Here is a 25925-nt window from a genome sequence, read left to right as displayed (position 1 = left end):
GCTATCCTGACGACCGATCAACTACCGACCGGAACACACAACATCACCGCAAGGCTCCAAACCAATGAGCCCAACTTCCTCCCAAGCACGTCAGAAGCTATCGTTCATGACGTGATCCTAACCGTGGGCATTTCCGGGCCGGCAACGCCCGTATCTGGTATGTTCGACCTGACCGTTAGCTTTTCCAATGAAATTACAGAGTTTTCCTCAGACGACATAGCCGTCACAAACGGACAAGTCGTTGATTTAGTTGCACAGGCTGCAACCGCGTCGGCCAACTCTACAGCATCGACAACGGGGTCGATTTTCATTGCCTCCATCAACCCAAGTAGCGACGGCAATGTCGATGTGGTGATCCCGGCAGGCGCGGCGCGAGACGGTAATGGAAACAGCAACACCAACAGTGCGCAATTTTCTGTTCAGAGCGACCTTACGCCGCCGGCGGTTTCTTTGACGGGGCCCTCAGATGCAGTTCGCGACAGTTTCGATATCGCGATATCTTTTTCAGAGGCCGTCAGCGGATTTACTCTTGAAGACGTGGTGATCCGCGATGCGGTCGCTACTGATTTCCGACAGCTTGGTAGTTCAGCCTATGCGCTCACATTGACCCCCGAACGGTCGCCGAGTGTTTCCATAAGCATTCCTTCCGCGGCAGCTCAAGATGTTGCTGGCAATGACAATCTCGCCAGTGAGACATTAACCGTTGCGATTGATCTGAACCGTGAATTGGCCGTCAGAATGCCGGGGGTCGGAGAAGGCACAGTCACGAGCATTCCTGCAGGCATATCTTGTGAGACCGACTGCTCAGCCAATTTTGAGGTCGACGCAATCGTTCAACTGACAGCCTTAGCTGAAGCAGGTTCATCCTTTGCGGGATGGACGGCAGGGGTTTGTCGCGGCTCTACCGATAATCGGTGCAGTGTGACGATGGTTGACGATCGAACGGTCGCAGCCCGATTTACGCTGGACGATCCGCCGCCGGGTCGGATTGTTGCCGCAACGCTTCCAGGTGCCCGGTCCGGCTATGTCGGTGGGCCAATAATTACCGCATTTTTGTCGGTTATCAGCCAATCGAGTTCACCGGCCCAGGGATGCAGAGTGACATCGCCCGCAGACGCGCCCGTGTCGCTAAATTACAGCGCGGTCGACGACCAAAATCAGGTTACTGGCGAGCCGGATCCCTTATTCGATATTCCCGCGGGTGGGCTGTTGAGTTTTGTTATTGGCCTCAGTCCGGATGAAGAGACATCAGCGTCCGGATACGAGTTCCTGCCGGTTATATCCTGTGAAAATGCAGGCCTCGATCCGATTGTGGGGGTAAACTCCGTCTTCCTTACAATTGAGGCGGCTCCGACGCCCGACATCCTCTCGATCGGGGTAACACCCTCGGGAGATGGCATCATCACCATACCAAGCTCGGGGGGCGTCGGTTTCATGGCAGCCTCCGCCGTAAACATTGGCGCGGGGGATGGGTCAGCCGCCCCAGGCGAAATCACACTTCAGACAAGTGTCGATACAGGCGCGGTCCAGCTGCCGGCAAGTCTGGAAGTTTGCCGCATAGATGCTGACGCGATCTGTATTTCGCCGCGCGGTCCGAGCGTGACATCCATTATGGGCCCCAATTCGCCGCAATTCTTCGCTGTTTTCGCGCGCGACAATAGTGATGGTGCCGGTATCTCCTTGGATCCCGCCAGCGCCCGTGTGTTCTTACGATTTGCAGATGCAACGGGCGTGATCCGCTCCGCAACAAGCGCCGCTATTACCGCACCTTCGGCTCAGCCCACAGCTGAAATTGGTTCGCTTCCAGCTGGCCGCTGGAGCGTACTGATGCGTCTGGAAGAAGGGCATTGGCCGAGCCTTCAACGCAGGACCCTATTCGTTATGGAAGATGGCAGGGTAATCGTCGAAGGCGGAGACCATCCTTATCAAACTCAGTTCTCGCGGACTTCAGAGGCAGGCGTTTTTGTTCATCAATCACAGGACGGTACCTGGACGACGACTGGCAGCATTCGTCTTGGTGAGGAATGGGCGGACCAACCCGGAAACTTCTGGGGCGTTCGCGACGCACGCTCAGCTGATATTACCAGCTGGTTTGATCACGCGGGCCGCTTTGGCGCGAACCTGCATTTGTCGGCAGCGGGTGAACTGCGTGGCTTGCTGGATGGTTGCGCCGTCTTTGGTCAGGCGCCTTTGGAAACCAACTATGCCATGACCGTCTACCTGACCGGTTGTGAGCTGAGCGGCATTTATCTTGGTATTATCGATGTGCCAGCCAACGACAACGATCCGGTCCGATTGATCATAGCCAACGATCGATTTGGCTGGACGCAGTCTCAAGCAACTGTTGAGGAACGCTAGTCGTACCCGTTAGGTCCGACGCGGCCGATGACAGCACGTTCTTTTCTCCGTTAAGCCGAGAAATTCGAAACGCACAAGCGCCGGGTCATTTATCGCGCACAAGATCCCCTTTGGTCCGCGCCAGAATTTCTGGAATTGCCCAAACTCAGCAATAGGATTATATTCCTATTATGTCTTATCGTCGACGCATTGAACGGATTGCCGCCCGTCTACCTGCCCCCTTATCGGCTTTGTCGGATGAAGAGCTGCAGGCGAAGATGCAGACCACATGGGAGACGATGACGGGAGGCCAGGTTTCTTATGGTGATGTCGATGGGTTGATTGCCCATCTTGTCGAGCATGGGGAAGAAGGCGATGACCAATTCTTTAGCGACCTGAAACGCGATCGGTGGACATTCGAAAACCAAAATAGTTCAGAGTAGATGATGCCCAAGGGTGCCAAATATGGAGGCCGCAAGAAGGGCACACCAAACCGGACAACCGCCGCGACACGCGAGCGGATCGCAAGCGAAGCCGATCCGATTGGGTTTATGATCCAAATCATGAAAGGCGAGCCGGTTGACGGTGAGCGCCCCAGCCTCGACCAGCGTGCTCACGCCGCTCGATGGCTCGGCGCAAAGCTGATACCAGATGCCAAGGAAGCGCCTATCGACTTTCATATGGCCGAATTAAGCTCTCCCACCGATGCATTGAATGCGCTTTCAAGGCTCGCACAGGCTCTTGGTGGCGGCCTCATTTTGCCTTCAGATGCGCGTGCCATAACGCATTCCATCACCGGGTATTTAAAGGCCTACGAAACAACCGACATCGAAGCGCGTCTTTCGGCCTTAGAACAGCCTTCAATTTCATAGATCGTATCATCTAGCCCTGCCGAGAGCGTACATACGACTTGGATAAAACTTAGTTTGTCCATTTTTATTTCAGTGCTTCCGATCTGCCGAGCTTCTAGCGGCACTAACCACGCGAAACTGAGCACCATACGGCACCGAAACAAACCTCATGCAGAGAATTGATATCCTGCCGCGAAAAACGCCAATATTTCGAATACAATGGTGTAAAACCCGAAAAATGCAGCGAGCACCCGCAAAGGCTGTCTGATTTCGTTCGGATCTTCCGACAGTAAAGTCGATGGGAGAAAATTGAACATCAGATACATTATAGCGCCAGTAAATAGGACCAACATGTAGATTGCCGTTGGAATAAACGTCGTGTGCATGATCCAAAATTCTGGCCCAAGTCCCAGAACGTGATCGCCAACGACGTCCGGAATTAGGAGATCAAAAGACTGACCTAAGGTCAGGGAATGCTCGGTGCCGATCAGTGAGAGGTAAATACTCGCGACAGAAAAAATTGCGGCGATTGCCAAGTCAATTGGCACGGCGATCAATAGCCGAAAAGTCCAGAACCGCCCAGCGTGAACCCATTGCATCAAAAATATCGTCACCCCTATCGTCAGGGCATCGAAGGCCGTGTTTACAATAAGTATTTGTGGAGTAAGTGCCAACTCGGAGCTGGCATCAAAATTAAGGCCGACATACAGGCCAATAACAGTCAGCACTGTACCAACTAAAAATCCTGACTGCATAATGTTGAAAAACTTTTTAAATATAAAAAATCTTCGTAGTAACTTATTTGCTTTCTTTTTATGCTTAAACCAGGCCCTGATTTCTGCCTTAAACATTATATCATCTTCGTCGACTTCCTCCCCGATCTCGGCGTTGCTCTCCAGCTCCTCTTGTAGGGTCAGATATTCGTGAAACTCATCATAATCTCTATTCCTCCGCCGTGTATCCCAGTCAAAAATACGGATGAGAGGAAAGACGAGTGCACGCATGTAAGTCCAACGCAGCAACATCATGAGGATTGGCAAATACAACAGCGCCTGCAGAACGGTGAGGTCGCGATTGAACAGGGCGACAAAATTGGCAACATGCAAGAAGGTCGCAACCAAGCTCATCGCGGATAAAATCGCGATCATTGGCCACCAGAGCCAATGCCCTCTTCGGCCGAGATCATCCCGCCAGCGCCCTACGCCGTGTATGCGAAAGATAAAAAAAGTGCCAAATGTTAGCGTGGTTGAAATCCAACGAAGATCCCTGTTGGCGTCTAAGCCGCTATCAAACTGTTCAACGATTAAGACCAGAATTGCGATGAGCGCCGCTACCGAGACCTTCTCGAAAAAGTTGGCGATGGAATTGTTCCAACGCTCAACGCCGTTCAAGAACATCCGCAAAAGAAGCTTCGGCAATCCCCAAACGCTGGAGTTATAAATTTTTGCCCACGTCTCAGCCAGTGGCCTTCGTAGCGCGTCATTCATTTGCTCGCTTGTACGCCCAGCGTCCATCCAAATGAGGGCAGCAGTGCAGAAGCCGAAGGCCAAACCCAAAACAGCCAATGAATACGAAACGTTCATTGACCCGAAGCCCTAGGCCTGTGTTTCTCGTCGGAGACTAAAATGCCCCTCAAGAACCAAACAAAATGACGCGCCAAAACCCAGCCGAGCTTTGGCTCGCCGGCGCGAGACATCCCCAAACGAAACCGCATTGGCTTCAGCCCCGATTAGGTTCGATGTCGGCGCGAATATTTACGACCTCCGTGCGGGCGGTTGTTTTCCGACTGCGTGTTTTGGCCGTAATATAGAAGCCTGCAAAAACGTCTATGAAGGTCAGGACCACGACAAACAAAAAGAGCTGTGACTGCAGAAATTGCAGCTGGGTGAAGGCAAAGGCCGACCCCAGGAAGATGATCACCGAAAATGCATGGTTCTGCATCGAGATCGTGTGATTATACGCCGACCGTAAAATCTCCCACATCAAGATCAGCGTGCTGATGATGAGGAATAAGAACCGCCCATCAATCGTGAAACTATTGCCCGATAGCGGCACGTCGAAAGCATGCGAAGTCAGCCAGGTTTCGAAACCAGCGCCTGTCATAAAATAAGACGCCGCGCCTACCCCTATGACCGGAATGGCCAAAAGCGGAATAGCCTCAAAGAAAGACCCCTTCTCGGTTTCCTGCATAACTCCCCCCAACGCAAATGTTCATAAAAGTTAACGCAACAATTTCAGGCTGCCAATTCCAATTTGGTCACGGAGGTTGTTTTTCTTGATCTAATACCGTCTGGCACCGTCCGGCCAAGCATACCGCTTCGGGTCAAAGCGCAGCATGTAATCGCAGACCTTGGTCTCAGGTGGCGTTGGGGGGATCGTCATCTGCGTGTCAGCTTCACCAGCACCACGGCTCACAATTTCATAGGGCTCGCCAGCCTCTATTACCTGACTGGCCTCAAGCTGGGCGATGAAGGCATCCGCGGTAGCCTTCTGCGCCTCACTCAACCCTGATGGATTTCCCTCAAGAAGATATTCCCGCCAACTGGCAGGCGCTGTGACCACCCAATTTAAAATCATGGCGGCGTCTGCTTGTCAGGTGAGTTGAGATCAGGGTCTGGCCGATCATCTTCGGGGTCCATCACCGCCTCCATATGGTCGAATATGAGTTGCCAAGCCTGCGCCGTAAGGTCCGCCTCATAAAGCGCCTTGGCCTTGATGGCTTCTACCGTGCGTGTCGTGCCGGCGCTCGCTTTCTTGGGGCTATTCATGACAGGCCGCCATTTGTGTGTCTGTTGGAGGAAATCTCGATGACGGGTGAGACATTGACCGCATCGCGAATGATCTCAGCCCAGCGATTGGCGGCGTCGCGTTTTTCTATCGTGTAGGCGTGGCGCATATAGACGCCCGCAGTCACCGTGCGGGCGGTATCACTGGAATGATTGAGGAGGCGGGCCAGGACGGCCTCGGGATAGCCCTCCCTTTGAAGGTGGGTCGCGATCGTGCGTCGAAGGTCGTGCGGTGTGAAGGGCGCCTCAGCAAAGCCGAGATCCTTCAGTTTCCGGTTCAGGGCGCGGGCGGCCGCGTGCGGTGTCAGCGGCTGTTCAGCTCCTGTTTGATCGCCGTGCTTTGGATAGAAGGCAAAGAGGAAGGTCTCGCCAGAGCAATCATCGATGGCTTCGCGGATCAGTTCCAAGGCGAGGTCCGATAGCGGCACTTCGTGTTCGAGCCGGTTCTTGGTTCGCGCGCCGGGAATGACCCAACATGCGCGCGCCAAGTCAAGCTCATCAAGCCGGATACCGCACACCTCGCCAATTCGTTGGCCGGTGATGAGGGCGAGCTTAAGCGCCAGCTTGGTGGAGGCTTGAAAACCGCCCTCCTCCATCCCCCACCAGAGGCGGTGGATTTCATCGAGGGTGAGATAACGCGTCCGCGACAACATCCTCGGTCGGCGTTTGATGCCAGCTGTGGGATCGCGGTTGATGTAATCCTGCGACAATCCCCACCGGAAAATCCCTCTCAGGCACGCATAGACGCGCTCGGCCTGAGTGCGGGCGCGTCTTTCCTCAATTCGGTCGATCACGGAAAGAACGTCGCTACGGGTGATACGATCGATCCTGAGCTCACCGATGGCGGGAAGGATGTCACGGTCCAAATATTCCTGATCGCGCGCCCAGGAGCGTTTCAGCGGCCTTGAGTGGCGTTCCATGTAGAGGTTGGCGAGATCGGCGAAGGATCTGAGGCTAGCGCGGTTGATTTTCTGGGTGGCGGGGTCATCGCCCCGGTCAAGAAGGCGCTTGGCTTCGCGGACAGCTTTGCGGGCATCCTCCGGCAGGAGGGCTGGATAGTGACCGATGAGGAGGCGACATCTGCGGCCTGACCCCGGCTTGTAATAGAGGAAGGACCAGGTCTTGGCGCCCTTGGGCGTGACGCGAAGATAGAGCCTATCTTCTATTGCATCTGCGAAGTCGGCTCGCGCCTTCACGGTGACCGCATCGCAGAACTTTTTGTTGAGACGCGTCTTCATCGTGCGTTCGTCCCTCACGCCTCTAGATCAAAACCAGAACGCAAGGGCGCCGGAGGGCGCTTGGGGTTCCGTTGGGGTTCCGAGTGGCGGCGTTTAACATAGATGCATATCGTAGCGCATAGCGCGGTCTGAGTACATAAGTAATTGTTTTTAATAAGGTTGCAGATCAGCGATACGCTACTATGCGCTGCTATGTTATGCGGAAAAAGTCACTGTTAATCACCGGGTCGGCGGTTCGAGCCCGTCCCAGGGAGCCACTCATTTCTCCGAAAAATGCTGATCAGTTTCGAAAAACACTGATCAAAATCTATATCCGCTCTCGATTAATGCGCCGAAGGCGCGTATCTCGCACCTGCAACACGCCTTCCGGCGATCGAGTGGATTCACATCATGCAGCTCAATGGCCGTTATTTCGCCGCTCTTGTCATCACGTTGATCGTGAGTGCTTTCTTTTTGTTCGGAAGCCTTTTCAATCAACGCGACAACACGCGCTCGGAGCAGGACGGGCAGGCCCCTTCCCGCGCTCCGCGTGTCATTTACGAGATCTACGAAGCCGGTGAACAGCCCGCCCTCCTGGTTCTGCGGGGACGGACCGAAGCCATCCGCGAAGTGGCCGTGCGCGCTGAAACCGGCGGCCGCGTTGTCGAAGCTCCCGCCATTGAGGGCGCCTATGTCGAGGAAGGTGACCTGCTTTGCCGCCTGGATGTCGACGCCCGGCAGGCCGCGCTGGATCAGGCCAATGCCGATCTTCGCGCCGCGCAGCAGGAATATGAAGGCGCCGTGGCACTCGGGGATCGCGGCTATCGCTCGCAGAACTCCATCGCTGCGCTGGAAGCCGCCCGCGATGGCGCCCGCGCACGGCTGGAAGCAGCCCGGCAGGAACTGGACAATATTTACATCCGGGCACCATTTTCAGGCTGGTTTGACCGACGGGCCGCCGAGGTCGGGGACTTTCTTGCTCGCGGCGAACCCTGCGGTGTGGTCCTGGAACTGGACCCGGTGCTGGCAGCCGCCCAGGTCGCCGAACGCGATATCGAATCGCTGGAAGTCGGAATGCAGGGCCGCGCACGGCTCGTTACAGGTGAAATCGTCGAAGGCACTATCAGGCGGATTGCGCGTCAGGCCGATCAGGCCACCCGCACCTTCCGTACAGAGTTGGCGATTGCCAATCCGGACGGCGAACTGCGCGCGGGTGTCACAGCCGAGATCATTATTCCGTTGGCCGCCCGTCCGGCACACCGGGTTCCGACAACGGTTCTGGCACTGAACGATGATGGCAATATCGGCGTGCGGATTATCGGCGAGGATAATCGCGTCCGTTTCGTCGAAGTCGAATGGCTGTCTGACGATGCGGAAGGCAGCTGGGTATCCGGCCTGCCCGATCCCGCGCAGGTCATTATTCAAGGACAGGACTTTGTGGAGGATGGCGCCGTCGTCGACGCCGTTCGCGCAGAATGACCGCCATCGTCGATTTTGCCGTCACCCGGGTCAGGATGATCCTGGTGATCTTCGGCGTCCTGCTGGCCGCCGGGCTGGTCTCCTATCTGACAGCGCCCAAAGAAGCCGACCCGGATATTCCGATCCCCTTCGTGGGCGTGATTGTACCGCTGGAGGGCCTGTCGCCCGAAGATGCCGAGCGGCTGATCCTGCGCCCGGCCGAGACCGAGCTCCGGTCCATTGAAGGGTTGGAGGAGCTCAACTCCACCGGACAGCTTGGTGCCGGCTCCATGGTTCTGGAGTTCGATGTCACCTTTGATGCCAACCAGGCCATTCTGGACGTGCGCGAGGCGATCGATCTGGCCCGCCGCGAATTTCCCGAAGACGCCCGCGAGCCTGTTCTCCGCGAAGTCAATGCTGCACTCGCCCCGGCGATTGTCGTCCAACTCTATGGCGACGTGCCCGAGCGCGCGCTATATCGCCTGGCAAGGGAGCTGCAGGACGAGCTGGAAGCCTTGCCAACTGTACTGGAAGCCAATCTGTCCGGCGCCCGCGATGAATTGCTGGAAGTCGTCGTGGACCCGGCACGCCTGACATCCTACGGCATCTCTTCCGCACAGGTCATCAATGCGGTCCGGTCCAATAACCAGCTGGTCGCTGCGGGCGCGCTCGATACCGGCGATGCCCGATTCCAGGTCAAGGTGCCCGGCCTTTTCGAGACGGCTGAAGATGCACTTTCGCTCGTTGTTGCTCGAAACGAGGATACAGTGGTGACCCTCGGCGACCTCGCCGATGTCCGCCGCACCTTCAAGGATCGCGACGGATTTGCCCGCTATAATGGCCGTCCGGCCTTTTCACTACAGGTGGTGCGCCGCCCTGGCGCCAATGTCATCGACATGACCGCCGAGGTCCGCGATCGGGTCGCAGACGTTTCTTCAGATTGGCCGGAATCCGTCGGCCACGCGTTTTCTCTGGACGTTTCGACCTATGTGCAGGACTCGCTCAACAGCCTGACCAGCTCGATCACGCTGGCAATCGTGCTGGTGATGATCCTCGTTGTGGCAGCATTGGGCCTGCGCTCTGCTCTGCTGGTAGGTATCGCCATTCCCTCCAGCTTCCTGTTCTCTTTCCTGCTGCTCAGCGTGTTCGGCTATTCCGTGAACTTCATGGTGATGTTTGCCATGGTGCTGGCTGTCGGCTTGCTCGTGGACGGCGCCATCGTTGTCGTCGAGTACGCCGACCGGAAGCTGGCCGAAGGCACACCGCGCCGCGAGAGCTACGCCATGGCCGGCAAGCGCATGTTCTGGCCCATCGTTTCCTCGACCGGCACCACGCTGGCCGCCTTCCTGCCCTTCCTGTTCTGGAACACCATTCCTGGCCAGTACATGTCCTATCTGCCGACGACGTTGATCTTTGTGCTGTCCTCGGCGCTGGTCATGGCCCTCGTATTCCTGCCGGCTCTGGGATCGGTAATCGGCAAGCAACCGGCCGAAGGCGATCAGTCTGCCCTGTCCATGCTGTCAGCGGAAAGCGAATCGAAGCCCACAGAACTTCCCGGTTTCACAGGGGTCTACGCCCGCATGATTGCTGGACTGGTCCAGCGTCCGCTGATGGTGGCGGGTATCACCGTGCTGATCGTGATCAGCACCTTTTTCTGGTTCAGCTCAACGCCGCATCGCACCGAATTCTTCCTCGATACCGAACCCGAGCAGGTCTACGTATTTGTCCGCGCCCGCGGCAATCTCTCCCCGTCCGAGCAATACCAGTTGGCCGTGCAGGTCGAACAAAGGCTGGAAGACATTGACGGGATCCGCGGCTATTTTACCACCGCCGGCTCCAGCGCCCGCCAGGGCAGCTTCAATGATGGGGTATCCGGTGCGCCGGCCGACGCTGTGGCGCGAATCTTCATCGAATTCTACCCTCATGGCCAACGCCGCGATGGCCGCGAAATCCTTGCAGACATCCGCGAAGCCGTAGCCGACATTCCGGGCCTTGTAACCGAAGTGCGTCCATTCGAAAACGGCCCACCGGTTGGCAAGGACGTCCAGATCGAATTGCGATCCGACAATTTCGCGGCGCTGGACAATGCCGCGCACCTGATCCGCGCCTACCTTGATGGCGTCGATGGTCTTGTCGACATCGAAGACACGCTGCCCCTGCCCGGCCTCGAATGGCGGCTGGCAGTGGATCGCGAGGAGGCCGGACGCTTTGGTGCCGATGTCGCCCAGATCGGCGCGGCTGTTCAGCTGGTCACAAATGGCGCCCTGGTTGGCCGCTACCGCCCTGATGATGCAGATGAGGAAGTCGACATACGCGTCCGCTTCCCGGCCGCCTATCGCGGCATAGATGCGCTCGACCAACTGCGTGTGAACACGCCGGACGGCTCGGTTCCGATCAGCAATTTTGTCACCCGCGAAGCGCACCAGCGCGTTGATTCCATCAATCGACGTGACGGCAAGCGGGTTATCGAAATTCGCGCCAATGCGGATGACGGCTTCGCCGCTAATCTGCTGCGCGATGAATTACGGGCGTGGATTGACGCCGAACAGGCCGCGGGGCGGATTTCCGATGATGTCGATATCCGGTTCCGTGGGGCAGATGAGGAAACCGCCGAGGCGGCCGGGTTCTTTGGTGTCGCTATGATCGCTTCGCTTTTGATGATGGCGGTGATCCTGCTCTGGCAATTCAACAATTTCTGGCACGTTTTCCTGACGCTGCAGGCCGTGGTCCTGTCCGTTGTTGGCGTGATGTTGGGGATTCAGCTCTCCTTCCCCTACATCTCGGTCCTGTTTGTTGGCACCGGCGTGGTGACGCTGGCGGGGATCGTCGTGAACAATAATATCGTCTTGATCGACACCTTCCACCGCATGCGCGAGCTGGGTTATTCGGTCGATGAATCCGTGGTGCGGACCGCCGCGCAACGTCTTCGCCCCGTGATGCTGACCACGATCACCACCATTTTCGGCCTCCTGCCCATGGTGTTCCAGATCAATGCCAATTTCGGTACCGGTGTCATCGGCATTGGCGGGCCGTCATCGGAATGGTGGGTTCAGCTTTCCAGCGCTGTTGTCTGGGGGCTGGGATTTGCCACCTTGCTGACCCTGGTCCTGACCCCTGTTTTCCTCGGCGCACCGCTGCGTATGGGGAATTTCCGCCGCCGGATCGTGCGGCTGATCCGCCAGCGTCTGGGCCTCAGTGTGCCGGATGAGGAGCCGGCTCCAGCAGAATAGTCTCGGCCTCGGCCTGGCGCTGCCACATCCGGGCATACAGCCCGCCTATGGCCAGAAGTTCCGCATGCGTGCCGCGTTCCACAATCCGGCCCTGCTCCATCACCAGAATCTGGTCGGCTCCGGCGATGGTCGACAGGCGGTGCGCCACCGCCAGAGTGGTCCGTCCCTGTGCCGCTTCATTGAGAGCCTTCTGGACTTCTTCCTCAGTCCCTGAGTCGAGGGCCGAGGTCGCTTCGTCCAGAATCAGAAGCCGCGGATTCTTGATGATGGCGCGCGCCACACCCACGCGCTGTTTCTCGCCGCCCGACAGTTTCAAACCTCGTTCGCCAACCAGCGTATCCAGTCCTTGCGGCAAGCTACGGATAAAATCGCCAAGCCTTGCCCGTTCAGCGGCCGCCATCAGCGCAGCCTCATCGGCATCCGGGTTGCCGTACTGGATATTGGCGCGGAGCGTATCGTTGAACAGAACGACATCCTGCGGCACCAGTCCCAGCTGGTCACGCAGGCTTTGCTGTGTGACACGGCGAATATCCTGACCGTCAATCAGTATCCGACCACTGGCCGGATCGTAGAACCGGAATAAAAGCTTCAGCAAGGTGGACTTGCCCGCGCCGGACGGGCCGCACACGCCGGTAAAACTTCCCGGCGGCAGATCAAAGCTGACCTCGTCGAGCGACCGGTCACGGCCTTCATGGGCGAAGGATACGTGATCGAACTTCACCGCACCGCCCTTGTCCTCCAATGCATCGGCGTCTGGCGCGTCGGCTACATCCGGCGAGAGCGAGAGCGTTTCAAACAGACGTTCCATATCCACAGCCGCCTGCCGGATTTCACGATAGGCCCAGCCGAGAATGTTCAGCGGCTGGTAGATATTCATCAGGATCAGCGTCACGGCGGCGATATCACCGGGCTGGAGAACGCCGTTCCAGGCTTTCCAGCCGGCCACCAGTGCCATGGCCAGAAGGCCGAGATTCATCACCAGCGCCTGCAAACCGTTCAGAAGCGCCAGGGAACTGGATGACCGTGAAGCAGCATCGGCATACCGCGTGAGCGCCTCGTCATACCGATCGGTTTCGCGCTGTTCGGCCGCAAAGGACTTCACCGTCTCGAAATTCATCAAGGCATCGACAGCCCGCGCGCTGGCTTCATTATCGGCCTCATTCATGTCCCGGCGCAGCTTGACCCGCCACTCGGTGACCATTGTGGTCGAGATCGTGTAGGCCGCGACCGTCACCACGGCGATGGCCGGAAACTCCCAGCCATAAGCGACGCCCATCACCGAAGCCGCCAGCAGCAACTCCACAACGGTCGGACCTATATTAAAAACAAAGAAGCGCAGGAAAAAATCGATCGCCCGGGAACCGCGATCAATGACCTTGTTCAGCGCGCCGGTGCGCTTGGTCTGGTGAAAGCCGATAGACAGGCGCTGGACGTGACCGAATGCCCTGACAGCCGTCAAACGCTGGGCATCCTGGCTGACCGGCGCGAAGAAGGCATCACGCAATTGCGGCGCACCGACACTCATGAAGCGTGCGCCCGCATAAAGCAGGAAGGCGACCACAAATCCCCAGATGGCCGTATCGGCGGCGCGGCCGGCAATGGCGTTTACGCCCTCACCGAAGGCGACAGGAGCTCCAACGGCAAACAATTTGGCAATCAGAGTCAGGAAGAGCGCCAGCGCCATACGCGGACGCCACTTCTTCATGTCATTGGAAAGCAACAGTGCCAGCAAACGGCTGAGCGCCCGGCGGAACTCACCACTGGGTGGTTTGGGAGAAGTATCGTCCATGGCGGGCTAGATAGGATCGGGAGCGCTCGAATACCAGAACAAAAGAAAACGCCGCCCGGGTCTCCCCGGACGGCGCTCTTTCGGAAAACCGAAAAAGACCTAGATGTCTTTCAGGCTCGCCGCCGGGCGGAAAGCCGCCGACGTCTTGGCCTTGGACATCATCGTCTCGCCGGTGCGCGGATTGCGAACCTGACGCGCTTCGCGATGCTTGGCGTAGAAAGTACCGAAGCCGGCGAGCTGGACATTGTCCTTCTTTTTCACGGCGCCGACGATCGCATCGATCGTGGCGTCGACAGCTTCACCAGCTGCAGCCTTCGACATGCCGGTGGAATCGGCAACGGCTTTGGCGAGATCAGATTTATTCATTACGGGTCTCCCCCAGATTGAGTTGGTGTTAGGCGCATTGGCACAGGGCCGCCGCACGCAACAGAACTGTTGACCAGGCAATTGAGGACCCGGACGCCGCGCAAAGCAAGGGCAAATGGCCGGATTTCGCCTGTGCAGCAGGGAATTTCGGCTGTTTTCCCGGCTTTTTTGCAGCCCGGCACGCCGTTTGCGCAGCATTTCGGGACATGACCCGCAATGAACCACCCTTCAGCGCCCCACGCGCCCTGCACTTGATTCGCCTGATTCCCGGGCCGATTCTGGCAGCCATAGCCGGTTTTGCCGCGATGAAAGCGATCGGCATCACCGGTCCATGGCCAGAGCTCGCTGGCGCCATTGCCGGCGGCTACGTGCTGGGTGTCATCGCCCGGCGCTCGAATTAGCGTCGCGCCAGCGCCGCGCCATAGGCCTCTGCCAGCGGCTGAACATCTTCAGGCGAGTACAATGTGAAAAGGTCTGCGAGCGCCGCGTCAGGATCATCCGCATTGGCGTGATGATGTTCGCAGATCCTGAATCCGACCCAGTATCCGATCTGCGAAGGCCAGTCCGCATGCTCGGGATGACTCCCGCCGAACCAGCCCGGCACCGAGAAAGGCGGCTCGTCGGCGATTTCCTGGAAAGCCGACCAGAGCGCCTGTTCGTTCGCCTCACCATAGACATGCCGGTCGCCCAGCCGCCAGCCGGAGGCCAGATAGGTCAGATATTCGGCACAGCCTTCCCGAACGGCGACGGCCAGCATGCTGCCCGTATCCGGTGAGTAGATGGACCGGTAATTCCCGAGCCCTCCCTGAGAGGCGAGCTGCAAAACGTGTGCGTTTTCATGAACGGCGACCTGCGGCAGATCCTCGACCCGCGCCCGCCCCCCGGTCCCGTTCGGGAACTCGCTCATATCCGTGTCTGGAGAGACCGCGATGACATCCACGGCGACAGCGATCGCGATGAACGGGCCATCATCACCCTGCGCCATAACCGGCGTGCCGCCAGCACGTTGATCGGCAACCATGAAGTAGACCGGTGCCAGTTGGCCGGCCGGCGCCATGTCCTGCAATCGCTCCAGCGCCGAAGAGATCGGGCCTTCCCGCTCGCGGACATATTGTTCGAGGGATGGCAGCGTGCCGTAGTAGATCGGACGCTCCAGCAATTCCTCTGTTATGGACTCCGCTGTTGTTTGATACCGGCCGGCAAAGCCGTGCAGTGCCGGTGAACCATTGTTGAAATAGTTCTCAACCGACGCCAGCGGGTCGGCCCCGGTTTCGATCGCTTCAAGCGCCTCGCCGAAACGCTGAAGGTCATCGAAATGGAATTCCGGATCAGCTAGCGCCATTGGCGCCATCGAACCGGACAGAAAAATTGCCAGCAATTTGCTTTTCACGACGATCTCCTCGCTCAATCCGTTCTTCTTCGACCGGAACAGTGATGCGCGAGGAGACGCCTGTGGATGCAGTTGGTGACCCCGGGGTCTAGAGCTTAACCAGCATCTTTCCGGTATTTTCACCTCTAAACAGGCCAAGGAAAGCCGCTGGCATGTTGGCAATGCCCTCCTTGACGGTATTGCGTGGCCTGACCTTGCCCGCGGCCATCCATTGGCCGAGATCGGCGATGAAATCAGGCATCATGTCGAAATGATCCGAGACGATGAAGCCCTGGATCCGCAGCGACTTGGCAACGATATTGGCCAGATTGTCAGGCAGTGGCTGGGCTGTCGCGTCATTATACCGCTGGATCATGCCGCAGGCCGCGATTCTCCCCTTGGGCTTCAGCACTTCCATCGCCGCCGTCCAGTGCGTACCGCCGACATTCTCAAAATACCCGTCAACACCGCCACCGATCGCCTCGCGAACCGATTTCGCCAGATTGTCGGTCGCCTTGTAGTCGACCGCTGCGTCCGCACCGATCGACAGACAATAATCGACCTTGTCCGGGCCGCCGGCTGTCGCAACCACCTTGCAACCCATCGCCTTGGCAAACTGGATACCGGCAGATCCGACGGCGCCAGCCCCTGCCGACATCCACAAGGTCTCGCCTGCCTTCAGGTCAATGCAGCGCTTGATGCCGACATAGGCGGTCATGCCCGTCAGGCCGGCAATACCCAGATAGTCTTCAGGCGCGATATGGGTGGTATCCAGCTTTTGCAAACCCTTGCCGTTGGTCACATAGGCCTCACGCCAGCCATGCATGGACATCACCCAGTCGCCCGGCGCGAAATCAGGATGGTTGGAGCTTTCCACCTGACCGACAGCGCCACCGTCCATGGCCGCGCCCAGCGCGAAGGGATCGATATACGTCCGGATGCCGCTCATCCGGCCGCGCATATAGGGATCGACCGACAGCCATTTATTGACCACCCGCACCTCGCCTTCCCCCGGCTCACGGATATCAATTTCGGCCATTTCGAAATTGTCTTTTGTCGGCTCACCCTTGGGATAGGCGGTCAGATGGATTTCACGGGATTTCATGACGTAGTCACCTCAATATTGGAACCGGCATTGGTTGCCATCAGTTCGAGAATGGAAAGGTCGTGGAAGGCGCCCAGCGCCAGATGCACAAACACCAGCTGGGCAATGGAAACGATAAGGAAAATGACGGGAACCATGGCCAGCTGGGCCAGGAGCTGAAAAGCAACGACCGTACGGTTTTGCGAGTAAAAACGATAAAGCAGCCGCGCCATGGCAACGAAATACCAGAATGTCGAGACGGCCATGCCCGACCAGAGCAATGCCGGACTGGGGATGAATATCGCGGCAGCATAAAACGGCAACACCAAAAGATAGGATGCATTGGTGGCCGCAAGGTAGGCCAGCAGATGTCCGAATACCGAACGCCGCCAGGCGAAGAGTTTCAGCAATATCAGAAACGGCAGGGTCGATATGAAGACCAGGGGCGCTGACGTATAGGATGCCAGCGTTTGAAGCGTCGATTCAACATCGGTCCGGCAGCTCTGCAAGACATCCGCGCGGGCTGCAGCATAACTTTCGGCCTGCGGATCCAGCGGGGCGAGTTGCGCCTGGCACTGCGGCCCCGCTTCCAGCCAGGCCGCAATGTTTTCCGACGTCTCGCCTGACCTTTCGAGGGAGGCCAGCGTCAGGCCAACCGGCAAGTTGGCGAACGCCATCAGTGCGAATTGCAGCCCGAATAGGACCAGGAACAGCCGGATGATCGGTACATAGGTGTGGCGGTCACCGGCATAAGCCGCCGCCACCACGCGCGGTGTATGCAGAAATGTATCGACTATGGTCTGGAATATCCGCGTATCGACACCGATCGCGGCATCCGCCACATCATCGATATCACCGCGCGACGGGCGCACATCCTCTGGCTTGTCCGGATCGCTCATCGCGTCCCTCCCGGCGGACAAGGTAGTGTCGCAAGCGATTCCCGCAAGGCATGAAACCCGGAAACTCGGCAACAATTCTTGAAGCCGGGTGCTGCAGCGTTTTCTTGCCGGTAACGACCACGCTGCTAGTGACCGCGGATGGCCATTCACGATACCCAACTCAAAGCCGGAGTGATCGGTGCCGGCGTCTTCGGCGGTCACCATGCCCGCAAGTATGCAGGCTCGGGGCGCGCGCAACTGATCGGCGTATTCGACGTCAATGCCGAGCGGGCTGGAGCCCTCGCGCAAGAGCTGGGAACGCAGGCCTACACCGACATGTCAGCCCTGATCGAGGCGTGTGACGCTGTCACCGTCGCCAGCCCGGCCATGGCGCATTATGACGGCGTGAAGGCCGCTCTTTCTGCCGGACGCCATGTACTTGTCGAGAAGCCGCTGGCTGATACGGCCGCACGCGGCGAGGAACTGATTTCCATTGCCCGGTCCCGTGATCTCGTTCTGCAGGTCGGTCATCAGGAACGCTTTGTCTTCAACGCCATGGGCGTCTTCGACATCAAGGATGCGCCACGCCGCATTGCCGCCCGGCGGATGGGACTGCGTTCGGCCCGCAATCTGGATGTCTCGGTGACGGTCGATCTGATGATCCATGATCTGGATCTGGTCATGGCGCTGGCGCAGGCTCCGATGACCGGGCTTGAAGCCAGCGCCCGCAAGATTTTTACCGACCTTCCCGATGCCGCCGAAGCGCAGCTGACCTTCGCTGACAGTTTCGAAGCACATCTGGAATCCAGCCGCGCCGCCGAAGCCCTAGATAGGGTCATGCGTATCGATTTTGACAGCGGTTTCCTGGAAGTCGACTTTGTTGCCAAGACCTTCATCAACGAGACGGGCTACGATCTCAATCCGGATTTCGCCGACGACCCGAAAGCCAAGGATTCCCTCGGCGCAAACGTCAATGCCTTCATTGAATCCGTGCTGGATGGAACGCCCGTCGCGGTTCCGGCCGAAGCCGGTCTGGCGGCGCTGGCTGTGGCCCGTGAAATCGATCGCGCGGCTGGCGTCTGACTTCCCGCTTGAACCGGCCTGCGACCGGGTCTAGATCGCGCCTATGGACAAGCTGCGTATTGCTTCCGCCCAGCTGAACCCCACGGTTGGCGATATTTCCGGCAATCTGGAAAAGGCCCGCCGCGCGCGTTCACTGGCGGCTGCCGAGGGCGCCGATCTCATCGTCTTCCCCGAGCTCTTCATTCTGGGTTATCCGCCCGAGGATCTCGTATTGAAGCCGGCGGCCGTCTCCGCCTGCCTCGAAGCCATCGAGACCTTCGCGAAGGAAGACGGTATCGCCACGCTGATCGGTACACCCTGGCGCGAAGAGGGAAAGCTCTACAATGCTGTCGTCCTGATCGATGGAGGGATCGAGGCCGTCCGCTTCAAACACGATCTGCCGAATTACGCCGTGTTCGATGAAAAGCGCGTCTTCGCCTCAGGCCCGGTGCCACAGCCGGTGCACTGGCGCGGTATCAGCCTCGGCCTGCCGATCTGCGAGGATATCTGGCTGGAAACCGCGCCACGCGCCCTTGCCGCAGCGGGCGCGGAGTTTTTCATCTCGATCAATGGCTCGCCCTGGCGCCGCTCGATCGAGGCCGAGCGCAATTCCGCCTTTTTAAAATGGACCGATCTCGGCGTGCCGCTAGTCTTCGTCAACGAGGTCGGTGGACAGGACGAGCTGGTCTTCGATGGCGGTTCCTTTGCCTGGGATCCCGACGGTAGCGAAATTCTCCGCCTGCCCGCCTTCGAGGAAGCGATCGGATATTCGGACTGGGAAAAAACCGCAGACGGCTGGCGCGGTTCGAGTGAGACGAAAGCCCCGCTGCTCACCGGCTTGGAAGCTGACTGGAAAGCGGCCTGTCTGGCGCTCGGTGATTATGTGAACAAGAACGGCTTTCCCGGCGTTGTGCTGGGCATGTCGGGCGGCATCGACTCGGCGATCTCGGCCGCGATGGCGGCGGACGCGCTCGGCCCGGACCGCGTCTGGGCGGTGATGATGCCGTCGAAATACACGTCCGGTCACAGCCTCGAAGACGCGAAAGCCTGCGCCGAGGCGCTCGGCGTGAAATACGACATAATCGATGTCGAACCGGCCATCGAGGCAGTGGGCGGCATTCTCGCCAACACGTTCAAGGGCCGCGAACCCGACACGACCGAGGAAAACATCCAGTCGCGCATGCGCGGCGTGGTGCTGATGGCGCTGTCCAACAAGTTCGGGCCAATGGTTCTGTCCACCGGCAACAAGTCGGAAATGGCGGTCGGATACGCCACCCTCTATGGCGACATGAATGGCGGCTATAACGCGCTCAAGGACATCTACAAGACCGAGGTCTACGAGCTCGCCCGCTGGCGCAATCAGCAGAGCGTCTCGCCCGGGCTTGCGCCGGCCGGCGAAGTCATTCCGGAGCGGATCATCACCAAGGCGCCGTCGGCGGAATTGCGCGCCGACCAGACCGACCAGGACTCGCTACCCGAATATGATGTGCTGGATGCCATCCTCACCGGCCTGGTGGAAAACGAACAGGGCCCGCGCGAACTGGCCTCGCAGGGCCATGATCCGGCGCTGATCGCCCGCATCGAGAACATGCTCTACCGCGCCGAATACAAGCGCCGCCAGGCCCCGCCGGGGGTGAAGATCGGCCGCAAGAATTTCGGCCGCGACCGCCGCTATCCGATTACGAACAAGTTTCGCTCGGTGAAGTAGCCCAACCGCCCCTTCCCCTTGCCGGAAACGCGCATCAGCGGTAAGCCGCGCGCTCGCATATCAGCAGGCTTTTACCCATGACCACCAAAGTCCGTTTCGCCCCGAGCCCGACCGGCAAGCTGCATGTCGGCAATGTCCGCACCGCGCTGACCAATGTGCTGTATGCGCGACAGACCGGCGGCATCGTCGTGCTGCGGATCGACGACACCGATCTGGAGCGCTCCACAAAGGCATATGAGGACGGGATCCGGCGCGATCTGGAATGGCTGGGGCTGAACTGGGACGAGACCTTCAGCCAGTCGGACCGTTTTGCTTCCTATGATGCCGCGGCAGAAAAGCTGAAAGCCATGGGCCTGCTCTATCCGGCCTATGAGACCGAGGACGAGCTGGACCGCAAGCGCAAGATCCAGCGCGCCCAGGGCAAGCCGCCGGTCTATGACCGCGCCGCGCTGGACCTGACCGAAGCCCAGAAGGCCGCATACGAGGCTGAAGGCCGCAAGCCGCACTGGCGTTTCAAACTGTCGGGCAATCCGGTGAGCTGGAATGATCTTGTCCGCGGCGAGACTACAATCGATACGGCATCCCTGTCGGACCCGATCCTGATCCGCGAGGACGGTTCGTATCTCTACACATTGCCCAGCGTGGTGGACGATATCGAGGCCGGCATCACCACGATTATCCGCGGCGAGGATCACACCACCAACTCCGGTGCCCAGATCGAAATCTTCCACGCCCTGGGTGGAAAAGCGCCGGAATTCGGCCATCAGGCTCTGCTCGTTGGCGCTGATGGCGGCAAGCTGTCCAAGCGCCTCGGCACGCTGGCGATCAGCGATCTGCGCGAGGAAGGTATTGAAGCCATGGCGATCCTGTCGCTGCTGGCAAAGATCGGCACCTCCGATCCGATCGAGGCCTTCACCGACATCCAGACGCTGATCGACGGCTTCTCCTTCGAGAAATTCTCGCGGGCACCGGCCCGCTTCGATCCGGCCGAGCTGCAGCGCATCAATGCCGCCATCCTGCACCAGCTGGACTATGCCCAGGTGAAAGATCGGCTGCAGGCCATGGGCGCCGATGATGGCGAAGCCTTCTGGCATGCAGTTCGTCCGAACCTTGAAAAGCTGTCGGATGCCACCGAATGGCATGCCCTGATTGCCGGGCCGGTCGAGACAGTGATCGAGGATGCGGGCTATGCCGCACAGGCCGCCGAACACCTGCCGGCAGGCGAACTCACCGGCGCAAGCTGGGGTGAGTGGACGAATGCGCTGAAAGCCGCGACCGGCCGCAAGGGCAAGGATCTCTTCCTGCCACTACGCCTCGCCCTGACCGGACAGCGCCATGGCCCCGACATGTCCGAATTGCTGCCGCTGATCGGCCGGGACCGGGTTCTCGAACGCCTGAAGGGCTAGTCCTGCATCAGCCGCGCGACGGCTTCGGCGGCATCGTCGTGAACGCTGACATGGTCGTGAAATCCGTCCGGCGTGAAGCCTTCCTTCTCGGTGCGGTAAAGCAGGGTGAAGAAAGGGTCCCAGAAAGCCTCGACATCGAGGAAGGCCACAGGCTTGTCATGCTGTGACAGGCGCTGGCGGGACAATACGTCAAAAATCTCTTCCAGCGTGCCCACCCCGCCCGGCAGGATCAGGAAGGCGTCGCTTTCCTCGATCAGGATATTCTTGCGGATCGACATGGTGGTCACGACGCGGGTTTCGGCTTCTTCCAGAAGTCCTTCACGGCGAATCATGAATTCCGGAATCACGCCCAGCACCTTGCCTTTGGCATCCAGAGCGGCCTGCGCAGCAATTCCCATGAGGCCAACATCGCCGCCGCCATAGACCAGACGCACGCCGGCATCTGCAATCGCCTTGCCTGCCGCTGCAGCCGCTTCACCGTAAGCCGGATCCCGGCCTGCGGCTGAACCGCAAAAGACACCGATCGACCGCACTTTTGCCATTTCTTCCTGCCTTTCTGATCTACATAAAGATCATAGAGCGGGTTTGCACCGCTTGCGACCACCGATGGCCGTGATACACCGGCTAAAAAGGAGTTTCGGCATGACCGCCATGCGGTCCCTCATAATGGCAGCCATCCTCGGCGCACTGGCAATCGGTGCAGCCGCTGTTTTCGTACTGACGCGAACGCCTTCGGAACCGCCTGCGGTTGATACGGCAGAGACCGTCAACACCTCCCCTACGACTGATACGGAGATACTGCCTACAACGCCGCCACCAACCTTCGACGTTGTGCGCATCGATCCTGCGGGGACAGCGGTCATGGCGGGCCGTGGCATGCCGGGCTGGCAATTGCGCGTGCTGGGGAATGCAGAAACCATAACCGAGACACCGATCGATTCCGGCGGCGATTGGGTGGTGATCATTTCCGAATCCGATACGCCACTGCCTGTCGGCCCGCTTGAACTGACGCTGGAAATGGAAAGCGAGGCCGGAAACATCATCGCTTCAGAACAAAGCGTGCTGGTCTCCATTCCGCCGTCGCGTGACGAAATTCCACTGGTTGTCATCAGCCGGCCGGGCCAGCCCAGCGAGGTCCGTCAAGGCCCGATGTCGGGCATATCCATGGGCCCGCTCTCGTTGGAAACTGTGGATTATGACGATACCGGAGCGGTGATTTTTGCCGGCACAGCGACGCCTGGCAGCCGGGTCCGCGTTTTCGCCAATGGCGCCATTGTCGGTCAGACCGCGACCGATGTGGACGGCCGCTGGTCGCTGCGCGCCGCGGAAAGCCTGGCGCCGGGCGTCTACGATCTCCAGATCGACATGCTGTCGGTCGATGGTGAGGTGGAAGCCGTTATTGCGCTGCCCTTTGAACGCGTCGCTCCTGAAGAAATCCAGCTCGGCGAAGGCCGCGTCATCGTCCAGCCGGGAAATAGCCTCTGGCGAATTGCCCGCAGGGTTTATGGCGAGGGCATGCAGTATACGGTGATTTATCAGGCCAATAGCGACCAGATTCGCGATCCGGACCTCATCTATCCGGGACAGGTCTTCTCAACACCCAGCCAGGGCGACCAGCCCCAGGAAACGGAACAGGGCGGCTAGGCTGCGTGAGACTTCCCGTCACGCGCGGCGCTTAGCGCCTCGGCAATCCGGAACGCCATATCCAGCGCCTGGTCCGCATTCAGGCGGGGATCGCAATGCGTGTGATACCGGCTCGACAGGTCGGCTTCGGTCAACGCCTTGGCCCCGCCAACGCACTCGGTGACGTCCTGCCCGGTCATCTCGAAATGCACGCCACCGGGATAGCCGCCTTCGCCCGATACAGCGGCCATGAAACCTTCCAGCTCTTTCAGCACACGATCGAAATCGCGGGTCTTATAGCCGCTGTCGGTCTTCACTGTATTTCCGTGCATGGGGTCACACGACCACACAACAGCGCGTCCGGCCTCCTCAACAGCCCGCACGAGCGATTGCAGACGCTGAACGACATTATCGGCACCCATACGGGTGATCAGGACGATGCGTCCCGCTTCGTTTTCGGGGTTAAGAACGTCCAGCAGGGCGAACAATTCGTCAGGCGTAATGGTCGGGCCGCACTTCACGCCGACCGGATTCATGATTCCGCGCATGAACTCCACATGGGCGCCATCCGGCTGCCGGGTCCGTTCGCCGATCCACAACATATGCGCGGACGTCGCAAGCCAAGCATCGCCGGTTGAATCACGCCTGGTCAACGCTTCTTCGAAAGGCAGGTGCAGCGCCTCATGGCTGGTGTAGAAGTCCACGCTCTCCAGACTGCGCGCCGCATCACCCGTAACACCACACGCGCGCATGAATGCCAGGGCCTCGGATATCCGATTCGCCAGTTGCGCATAGCGGTCGCTGGCGGGCGAATCCTTCACGAATTCCAGCGTCCAGCGGTGCACATTGCCAAGATCGGCATAACCACCTGACGCAAAGGCCCGCAACAGATTGATCGTCGCCGCCGATTGTTCATACGCCCGGATCAGGCGCTGCGGATCCGGCAATCGCGCCGCATCCTCGAACGCCATGTCATTGACGCTATCGCCGCGGTAACTGGGCAACTCAATGCCGCCCATCGTTTCTGTCGGCTGCGAACGCGGCTTGGTGAACTGGCCGGCAATCCGCCCGACTTTGACCACAGGTTTGGCGGCGGCAAAGGTCAGGATTACCGCCATCTGAAGGATCACGCGGAAAGTGTCGCGAACATTGTCGGCGGAAAACTCCTTGAAACTTTCCGCGCAGTCACCGCCCTGAAGAAGGAACGCCTTGCCGGCCGCCACATCGGCCAGCTGACGCCGCAATCGCCGCGCTTCCCCGGCGAAAACCAGCGGTGGCTTGGCACCCAACTCGACCTCGACGCGCTGCAATTCAGACATGTCGGGATAGTCCGGCAGCTGGGCAGCAGGCCGATCACGCCAGGAAGACGGCGTCCAGTTCAGGAGATTTCCGGCGGTGTCCATTTTTCTTTCAACGTCACCAATTCTTCCGCGACAGTCGGGTGGACCGCGCAGGTCGCATCAAACTGTGCCTTCGTCAAACCGGCTTTCACAGCGATGGCGACCGCCTGGATGATTTCCGGACTGTCATCACCGGCCATGTGAACTCCGACGACCTGTTGGGTATCCTGCCTCACAACCAGCTTCACCAACATGCGGCTTTCCGACCCGGACAAGGCATTCTTCATCGGTTTGAAGGTTGCCTTGTAGATGTCGACATCACCGAATTTCTGCCGCGCCGCGTGTTCGCTCAGACCCACACTCCCCACGGGCGGCTGTGTGAAAACAGCACTGGCAACATCGGCATGATCGAAAGCGGTCGGCTCGTCTCCAAACACGGTCGCCGCAAACGCCGCGCCTTCGCGGATTGCGACAGGGGTCAGATTGATCCGGTCGGTGACATCGCCAACGGCATAGATGCTGTCCACATTGGTCTTCGAAAAGGCATCGACGATGATTGAACCATTATCGCGCGTTGCCACTCCGGCCTTGTCGAGCCCCAGCCCGTCTGTGTGGGCGACACGGCCCACAGCCTGGATCACAACATCCGCCTCCAACTCCTCACCGGTGTCGGTCTCGACCTTGCGCCGGCTATTATCCAGTTCGGAGATACGGCTGATATTGGCATGTGTCATGACGCGCACGCCGGAGCGTTTCAATTCCTCATGGACATGCGATCGAACGTCGTCATCAAAACCGCGCAGCACTGTATCGCGGCGGTAGATCTGACAGACTTTGGACCCGAGGCCCGCAAAGACTTGCGCAAACTCGCAAGCGATATAGCCGCCACCCTGGATAACAACGTGGTCCGGCCGCTGTTTGAGATGGAAAACCTCATTCGAGGTAATGGCCAGTTCTTCTCCTTCGATGCCGAGCTGTGCCGGCGTCCCGCCGACGGCGATAAGAATGTAGCGGGCGCTGACCGTCCGACCCTCTTTGACGAGCCTCACCGTGTTGGCGTCCTCCAGCACGGCACGGTCATGGATAATCTCGACACCGGAGTTCGAGAGGTTTTTCACATATATGCCCGATAGCCGATCGACTTCGTCATGCAGATTGGCGCACAGGGTTGGCCAGTCATGACTGACATTCTCAGCCGACCAGCCATAGCCTTCTGCTTCCTTGAAGGCCTTGCCATAGGCCGAGGCATAGACAAGAAATTTCTTGGGCACACAGCCGCGTATGACACACGTTCCACCCACGCGATATTCTTCGGCAATGGCGACGCGCGCCCCGCGCATGGCTGACATGCGCGCCGCTCTTACGCCACCAGAGCCAGCCCCGATGACAAAAAGGTCGTAATCAAATCCGGACACGATTGT

23 protein-coding genes are annotated in these 25925 nt (G+C 58.9%); 10 read left to right on the top strand and 13 right to left on the bottom strand.

What is annotated here, in order from left to right:
* The 3 genes from V0U79_RS12135 to V0U79_RS12125 form a co-directional block, all read left to right on the top strand.
* Positions 1 to 2358: Ig-like domain-containing protein (locus V0U79_RS12135; RefSeq protein ID WP_330199783.1), on the top strand; the 2358-nt coding region annotated here is incomplete at its 5' end.
* Between the two features lie 170 nt (positions 2359 to 2528).
* Positions 2529 to 2780 carry a hypothetical protein gene (locus tag V0U79_RS12130; protein ID WP_330199782.1) on the top strand — a complete coding sequence of 84 codons (252 nt, stop codon included), beginning with the start codon at positions 2529 to 2531 and terminating at the stop codon, positions 2778 to 2780.
* Positions 2781 to 2783: 3 nt separating this feature from the next.
* The gene (locus V0U79_RS12125) at positions 2784 to 3209 is read left to right on the top strand and encodes a hypothetical protein (RefSeq protein WP_330199781.1); all 426 of its coding nucleotides are present in this window, start codon (positions 2784 to 2786) and stop codon (positions 3207 to 3209) included.
* Between the two features lie 146 nt (positions 3210 to 3355).
* Here V0U79_RS12125 and V0U79_RS12120 read toward each other — a convergent pair whose 3' ends face one another.
* The 5 genes from V0U79_RS12120 to V0U79_RS12100 all read right to left on the bottom strand — a co-directional run bounded on the left by V0U79_RS12120 (position 3356) and on the right by V0U79_RS12100 (position 7212).
* The gene (locus tag V0U79_RS12120) at positions 3356 to 4771 is read right to left on the bottom strand and encodes a hypothetical protein (protein ID WP_330199780.1); all 1416 of its coding nucleotides are present in this window, start codon (positions 4769 to 4771) and stop codon (positions 3356 to 3358) included.
* 136 nt (positions 4772 to 4907) lie between these two features.
* Positions 4908 to 5378, bottom strand: a complete 471-nt coding sequence (locus tag V0U79_RS12115; RefSeq protein ID WP_330199779.1) for a hypothetical protein — start codon at positions 5376 to 5378, stop codon at positions 4908 to 4910.
* A 90-nt stretch (positions 5379 to 5468) separates the two neighbouring features.
* A complete protein-coding gene (locus V0U79_RS12110) occupies positions 5469 to 5765 on the bottom strand; it encodes a hypothetical protein (RefSeq protein WP_330199778.1) in 297 nt (98 codons plus the stop codon).
* Positions 5762 to 5956 (bottom strand): hypothetical protein, encoded by a 195-nt coding sequence (locus V0U79_RS12105; protein ID WP_330199777.1) that lies wholly within the window; start codon positions 5954 to 5956, stop codon positions 5762 to 5764. Before V0U79_RS12105 ends, V0U79_RS12110 begins: the two co-directional genes overlap by 4 nt.
* Complete coding sequence (locus V0U79_RS12100) at positions 5953 to 7212, bottom strand: tyrosine-type recombinase/integrase (protein ID WP_330199776.1); 1260 nt, start codon at positions 7210 to 7212, stop codon at positions 5953 to 5955. Before V0U79_RS12100 ends, V0U79_RS12105 begins: the two co-directional genes overlap by 4 nt.
* Before the next feature lie 390 nt (positions 7213 to 7602).
* Between V0U79_RS12100 and V0U79_RS12095 the strand changes: the two genes are divergently transcribed.
* Positions 7603 to 8670, top strand: a complete 1068-nt coding sequence (locus V0U79_RS12095) for an efflux RND transporter periplasmic adaptor subunit (protein WP_330199775.1) — start codon at positions 7603 to 7605, stop codon at positions 8668 to 8670.
* Positions 8667 to 11879 carry an efflux RND transporter permease subunit gene (locus tag V0U79_RS12090; protein ID WP_330199774.1) on the top strand — a complete coding sequence of 1071 codons (3213 nt, stop codon included), beginning with the start codon at positions 8667 to 8669 and terminating at the stop codon, positions 11877 to 11879. The genes V0U79_RS12095 and V0U79_RS12090 overlap by 4 nt, the downstream gene beginning before the upstream one ends.
* Here V0U79_RS12090 and V0U79_RS12085 read toward each other — a convergent pair.
* Positions 11842 to 13668: an ABCB family ABC transporter ATP-binding protein/permease gene (locus tag V0U79_RS12085; RefSeq protein ID WP_330199773.1), complete on the bottom strand. Its 1827-nt coding sequence runs from the start codon at positions 13666 to 13668 to the stop codon at positions 11842 to 11844. The genes V0U79_RS12090 and V0U79_RS12085 overlap by 38 nt on opposite strands.
* A gap of 99 nt (positions 13669 to 13767) precedes the next feature.
* The gene (locus tag V0U79_RS12080) at positions 13768 to 14034 is read right to left on the bottom strand and encodes an HU family DNA-binding protein (protein WP_330199772.1); all 267 of its coding nucleotides are present in this window, start codon (positions 14032 to 14034) and stop codon (positions 13768 to 13770) included.
* A gap of 206 nt (positions 14035 to 14240) precedes the next feature.
* Here V0U79_RS12080 and V0U79_RS12075 point away from each other — a divergent pair, with 206 nt between their 5' ends.
* On the top strand, positions 14241 to 14435 hold the full coding sequence (locus V0U79_RS12075) for a hypothetical protein (protein WP_330199771.1): 195 nt from the start codon (positions 14241 to 14243) through the stop codon (positions 14433 to 14435).
* Here V0U79_RS12075 and V0U79_RS12070 read toward each other — a convergent pair.
* The 3 genes from V0U79_RS12070 to V0U79_RS12060 all read right to left on the bottom strand — a co-directional run bounded on the left by V0U79_RS12070 (position 14432) and on the right by V0U79_RS12060 (position 17386).
* Positions 14432 to 15424, bottom strand: a complete 993-nt coding sequence (locus V0U79_RS12070; RefSeq protein WP_330199770.1) for a DUF2268 domain-containing putative Zn-dependent protease — start codon at positions 15422 to 15424, stop codon at positions 14432 to 14434. The genes V0U79_RS12075 and V0U79_RS12070 overlap by 4 nt on opposite strands.
* A gap of 88 nt (positions 15425 to 15512) precedes the next feature.
* On the bottom strand, positions 15513 to 16508 hold the full coding sequence (locus V0U79_RS12065) for an NADP-dependent oxidoreductase (RefSeq protein WP_330199769.1): 996 nt from the start codon (positions 16506 to 16508) through the stop codon (positions 15513 to 15515).
* On the bottom strand, positions 16505 to 17386 hold the full coding sequence (locus V0U79_RS12060) for a hypothetical protein (protein ID WP_330199768.1): 882 nt from the start codon (positions 17384 to 17386) through the stop codon (positions 16505 to 16507). Before V0U79_RS12060 ends, V0U79_RS12065 begins: the two co-directional genes overlap by 4 nt.
* Before the next feature lie 138 nt (positions 17387 to 17524).
* Between V0U79_RS12060 and V0U79_RS12055 the strand changes: the two genes are divergently transcribed.
* The 3 genes from V0U79_RS12055 (at position 17525) to gltX (ending at position 21541) form a co-directional block, all read left to right on the top strand.
* Complete coding sequence (locus V0U79_RS12055; protein WP_330199767.1) at positions 17525 to 18448, top strand: Gfo/Idh/MocA family protein; 924 nt, start codon at positions 17525 to 17527, stop codon at positions 18446 to 18448.
* 43 nt (positions 18449 to 18491) lie between these two features.
* Positions 18492 to 20135 carry an NAD+ synthase gene (locus V0U79_RS12050; RefSeq protein ID WP_330199766.1) on the top strand — a complete coding sequence of 548 codons (1644 nt, stop codon included), beginning with the start codon at positions 18492 to 18494 and terminating at the stop codon, positions 20133 to 20135.
* A 77-nt stretch (positions 20136 to 20212) separates the two neighbouring features.
* The gene (gene gltX / locus V0U79_RS12045; protein WP_330199765.1) at positions 20213 to 21541 is read left to right on the top strand and encodes a glutamate--tRNA ligase; all 1329 of its coding nucleotides are present in this window, start codon (positions 20213 to 20215) and stop codon (positions 21539 to 21541) included.
* On the opposite strand, the gene V0U79_RS12040 is transcribed toward gltX, so the two are convergent.
* Complete coding sequence (locus V0U79_RS12040) at positions 21538 to 22083, bottom strand: LOG family protein (RefSeq protein ID WP_330199764.1); 546 nt, start codon at positions 22081 to 22083, stop codon at positions 21538 to 21540. The genes gltX and V0U79_RS12040 overlap by 4 nt on opposite strands.
* A gap of 100 nt (positions 22084 to 22183) precedes the next feature.
* Between V0U79_RS12040 and V0U79_RS12035 the strand changes: the two genes are divergently transcribed.
* Positions 22184 to 23185, top strand: coding sequence for a LysM peptidoglycan-binding domain-containing protein (locus tag V0U79_RS12035; RefSeq protein ID WP_330199763.1), 1002 nt, complete (start codon positions 22184 to 22186; stop codon positions 23183 to 23185).
* Here the strand turns inward: V0U79_RS12035 and V0U79_RS12030 are convergent.
* Both V0U79_RS12030 and gor read right to left on the bottom strand, forming a co-directional pair.
* Positions 23182 to 24567 (bottom strand): class II 3-deoxy-7-phosphoheptulonate synthase, encoded by a 1386-nt coding sequence (locus tag V0U79_RS12030; protein ID WP_330199762.1) that lies wholly within the window; start codon positions 24565 to 24567, stop codon positions 23182 to 23184. The two genes, V0U79_RS12035 and V0U79_RS12030, sit on opposite strands and share 4 nt — an antisense overlap.
* Positions 24543 to 25919 carry a glutathione-disulfide reductase gene (gene gor / locus V0U79_RS12025; protein ID WP_330199761.1) on the bottom strand — a complete coding sequence of 459 codons (1377 nt, stop codon included), beginning with the start codon at positions 25917 to 25919 and terminating at the stop codon, positions 24543 to 24545. The genes V0U79_RS12030 and gor overlap by 25 nt, the downstream gene beginning before the upstream one ends.
* Positions 25920 to 25925 lie beyond the last annotated feature (6 nt).

Origin of the sequence: Hyphobacterium lacteum, assembly GCF_036330345.1 — a bacterium.
In the GTDB taxonomy this organism is placed as follows: Bacteria; Pseudomonadota; Alphaproteobacteria; order Caulobacterales; family Maricaulaceae; genus Hyphobacterium; species Hyphobacterium lacteum.
This window is presented reverse-complemented; position numbering and strand designations above follow the sequence as displayed.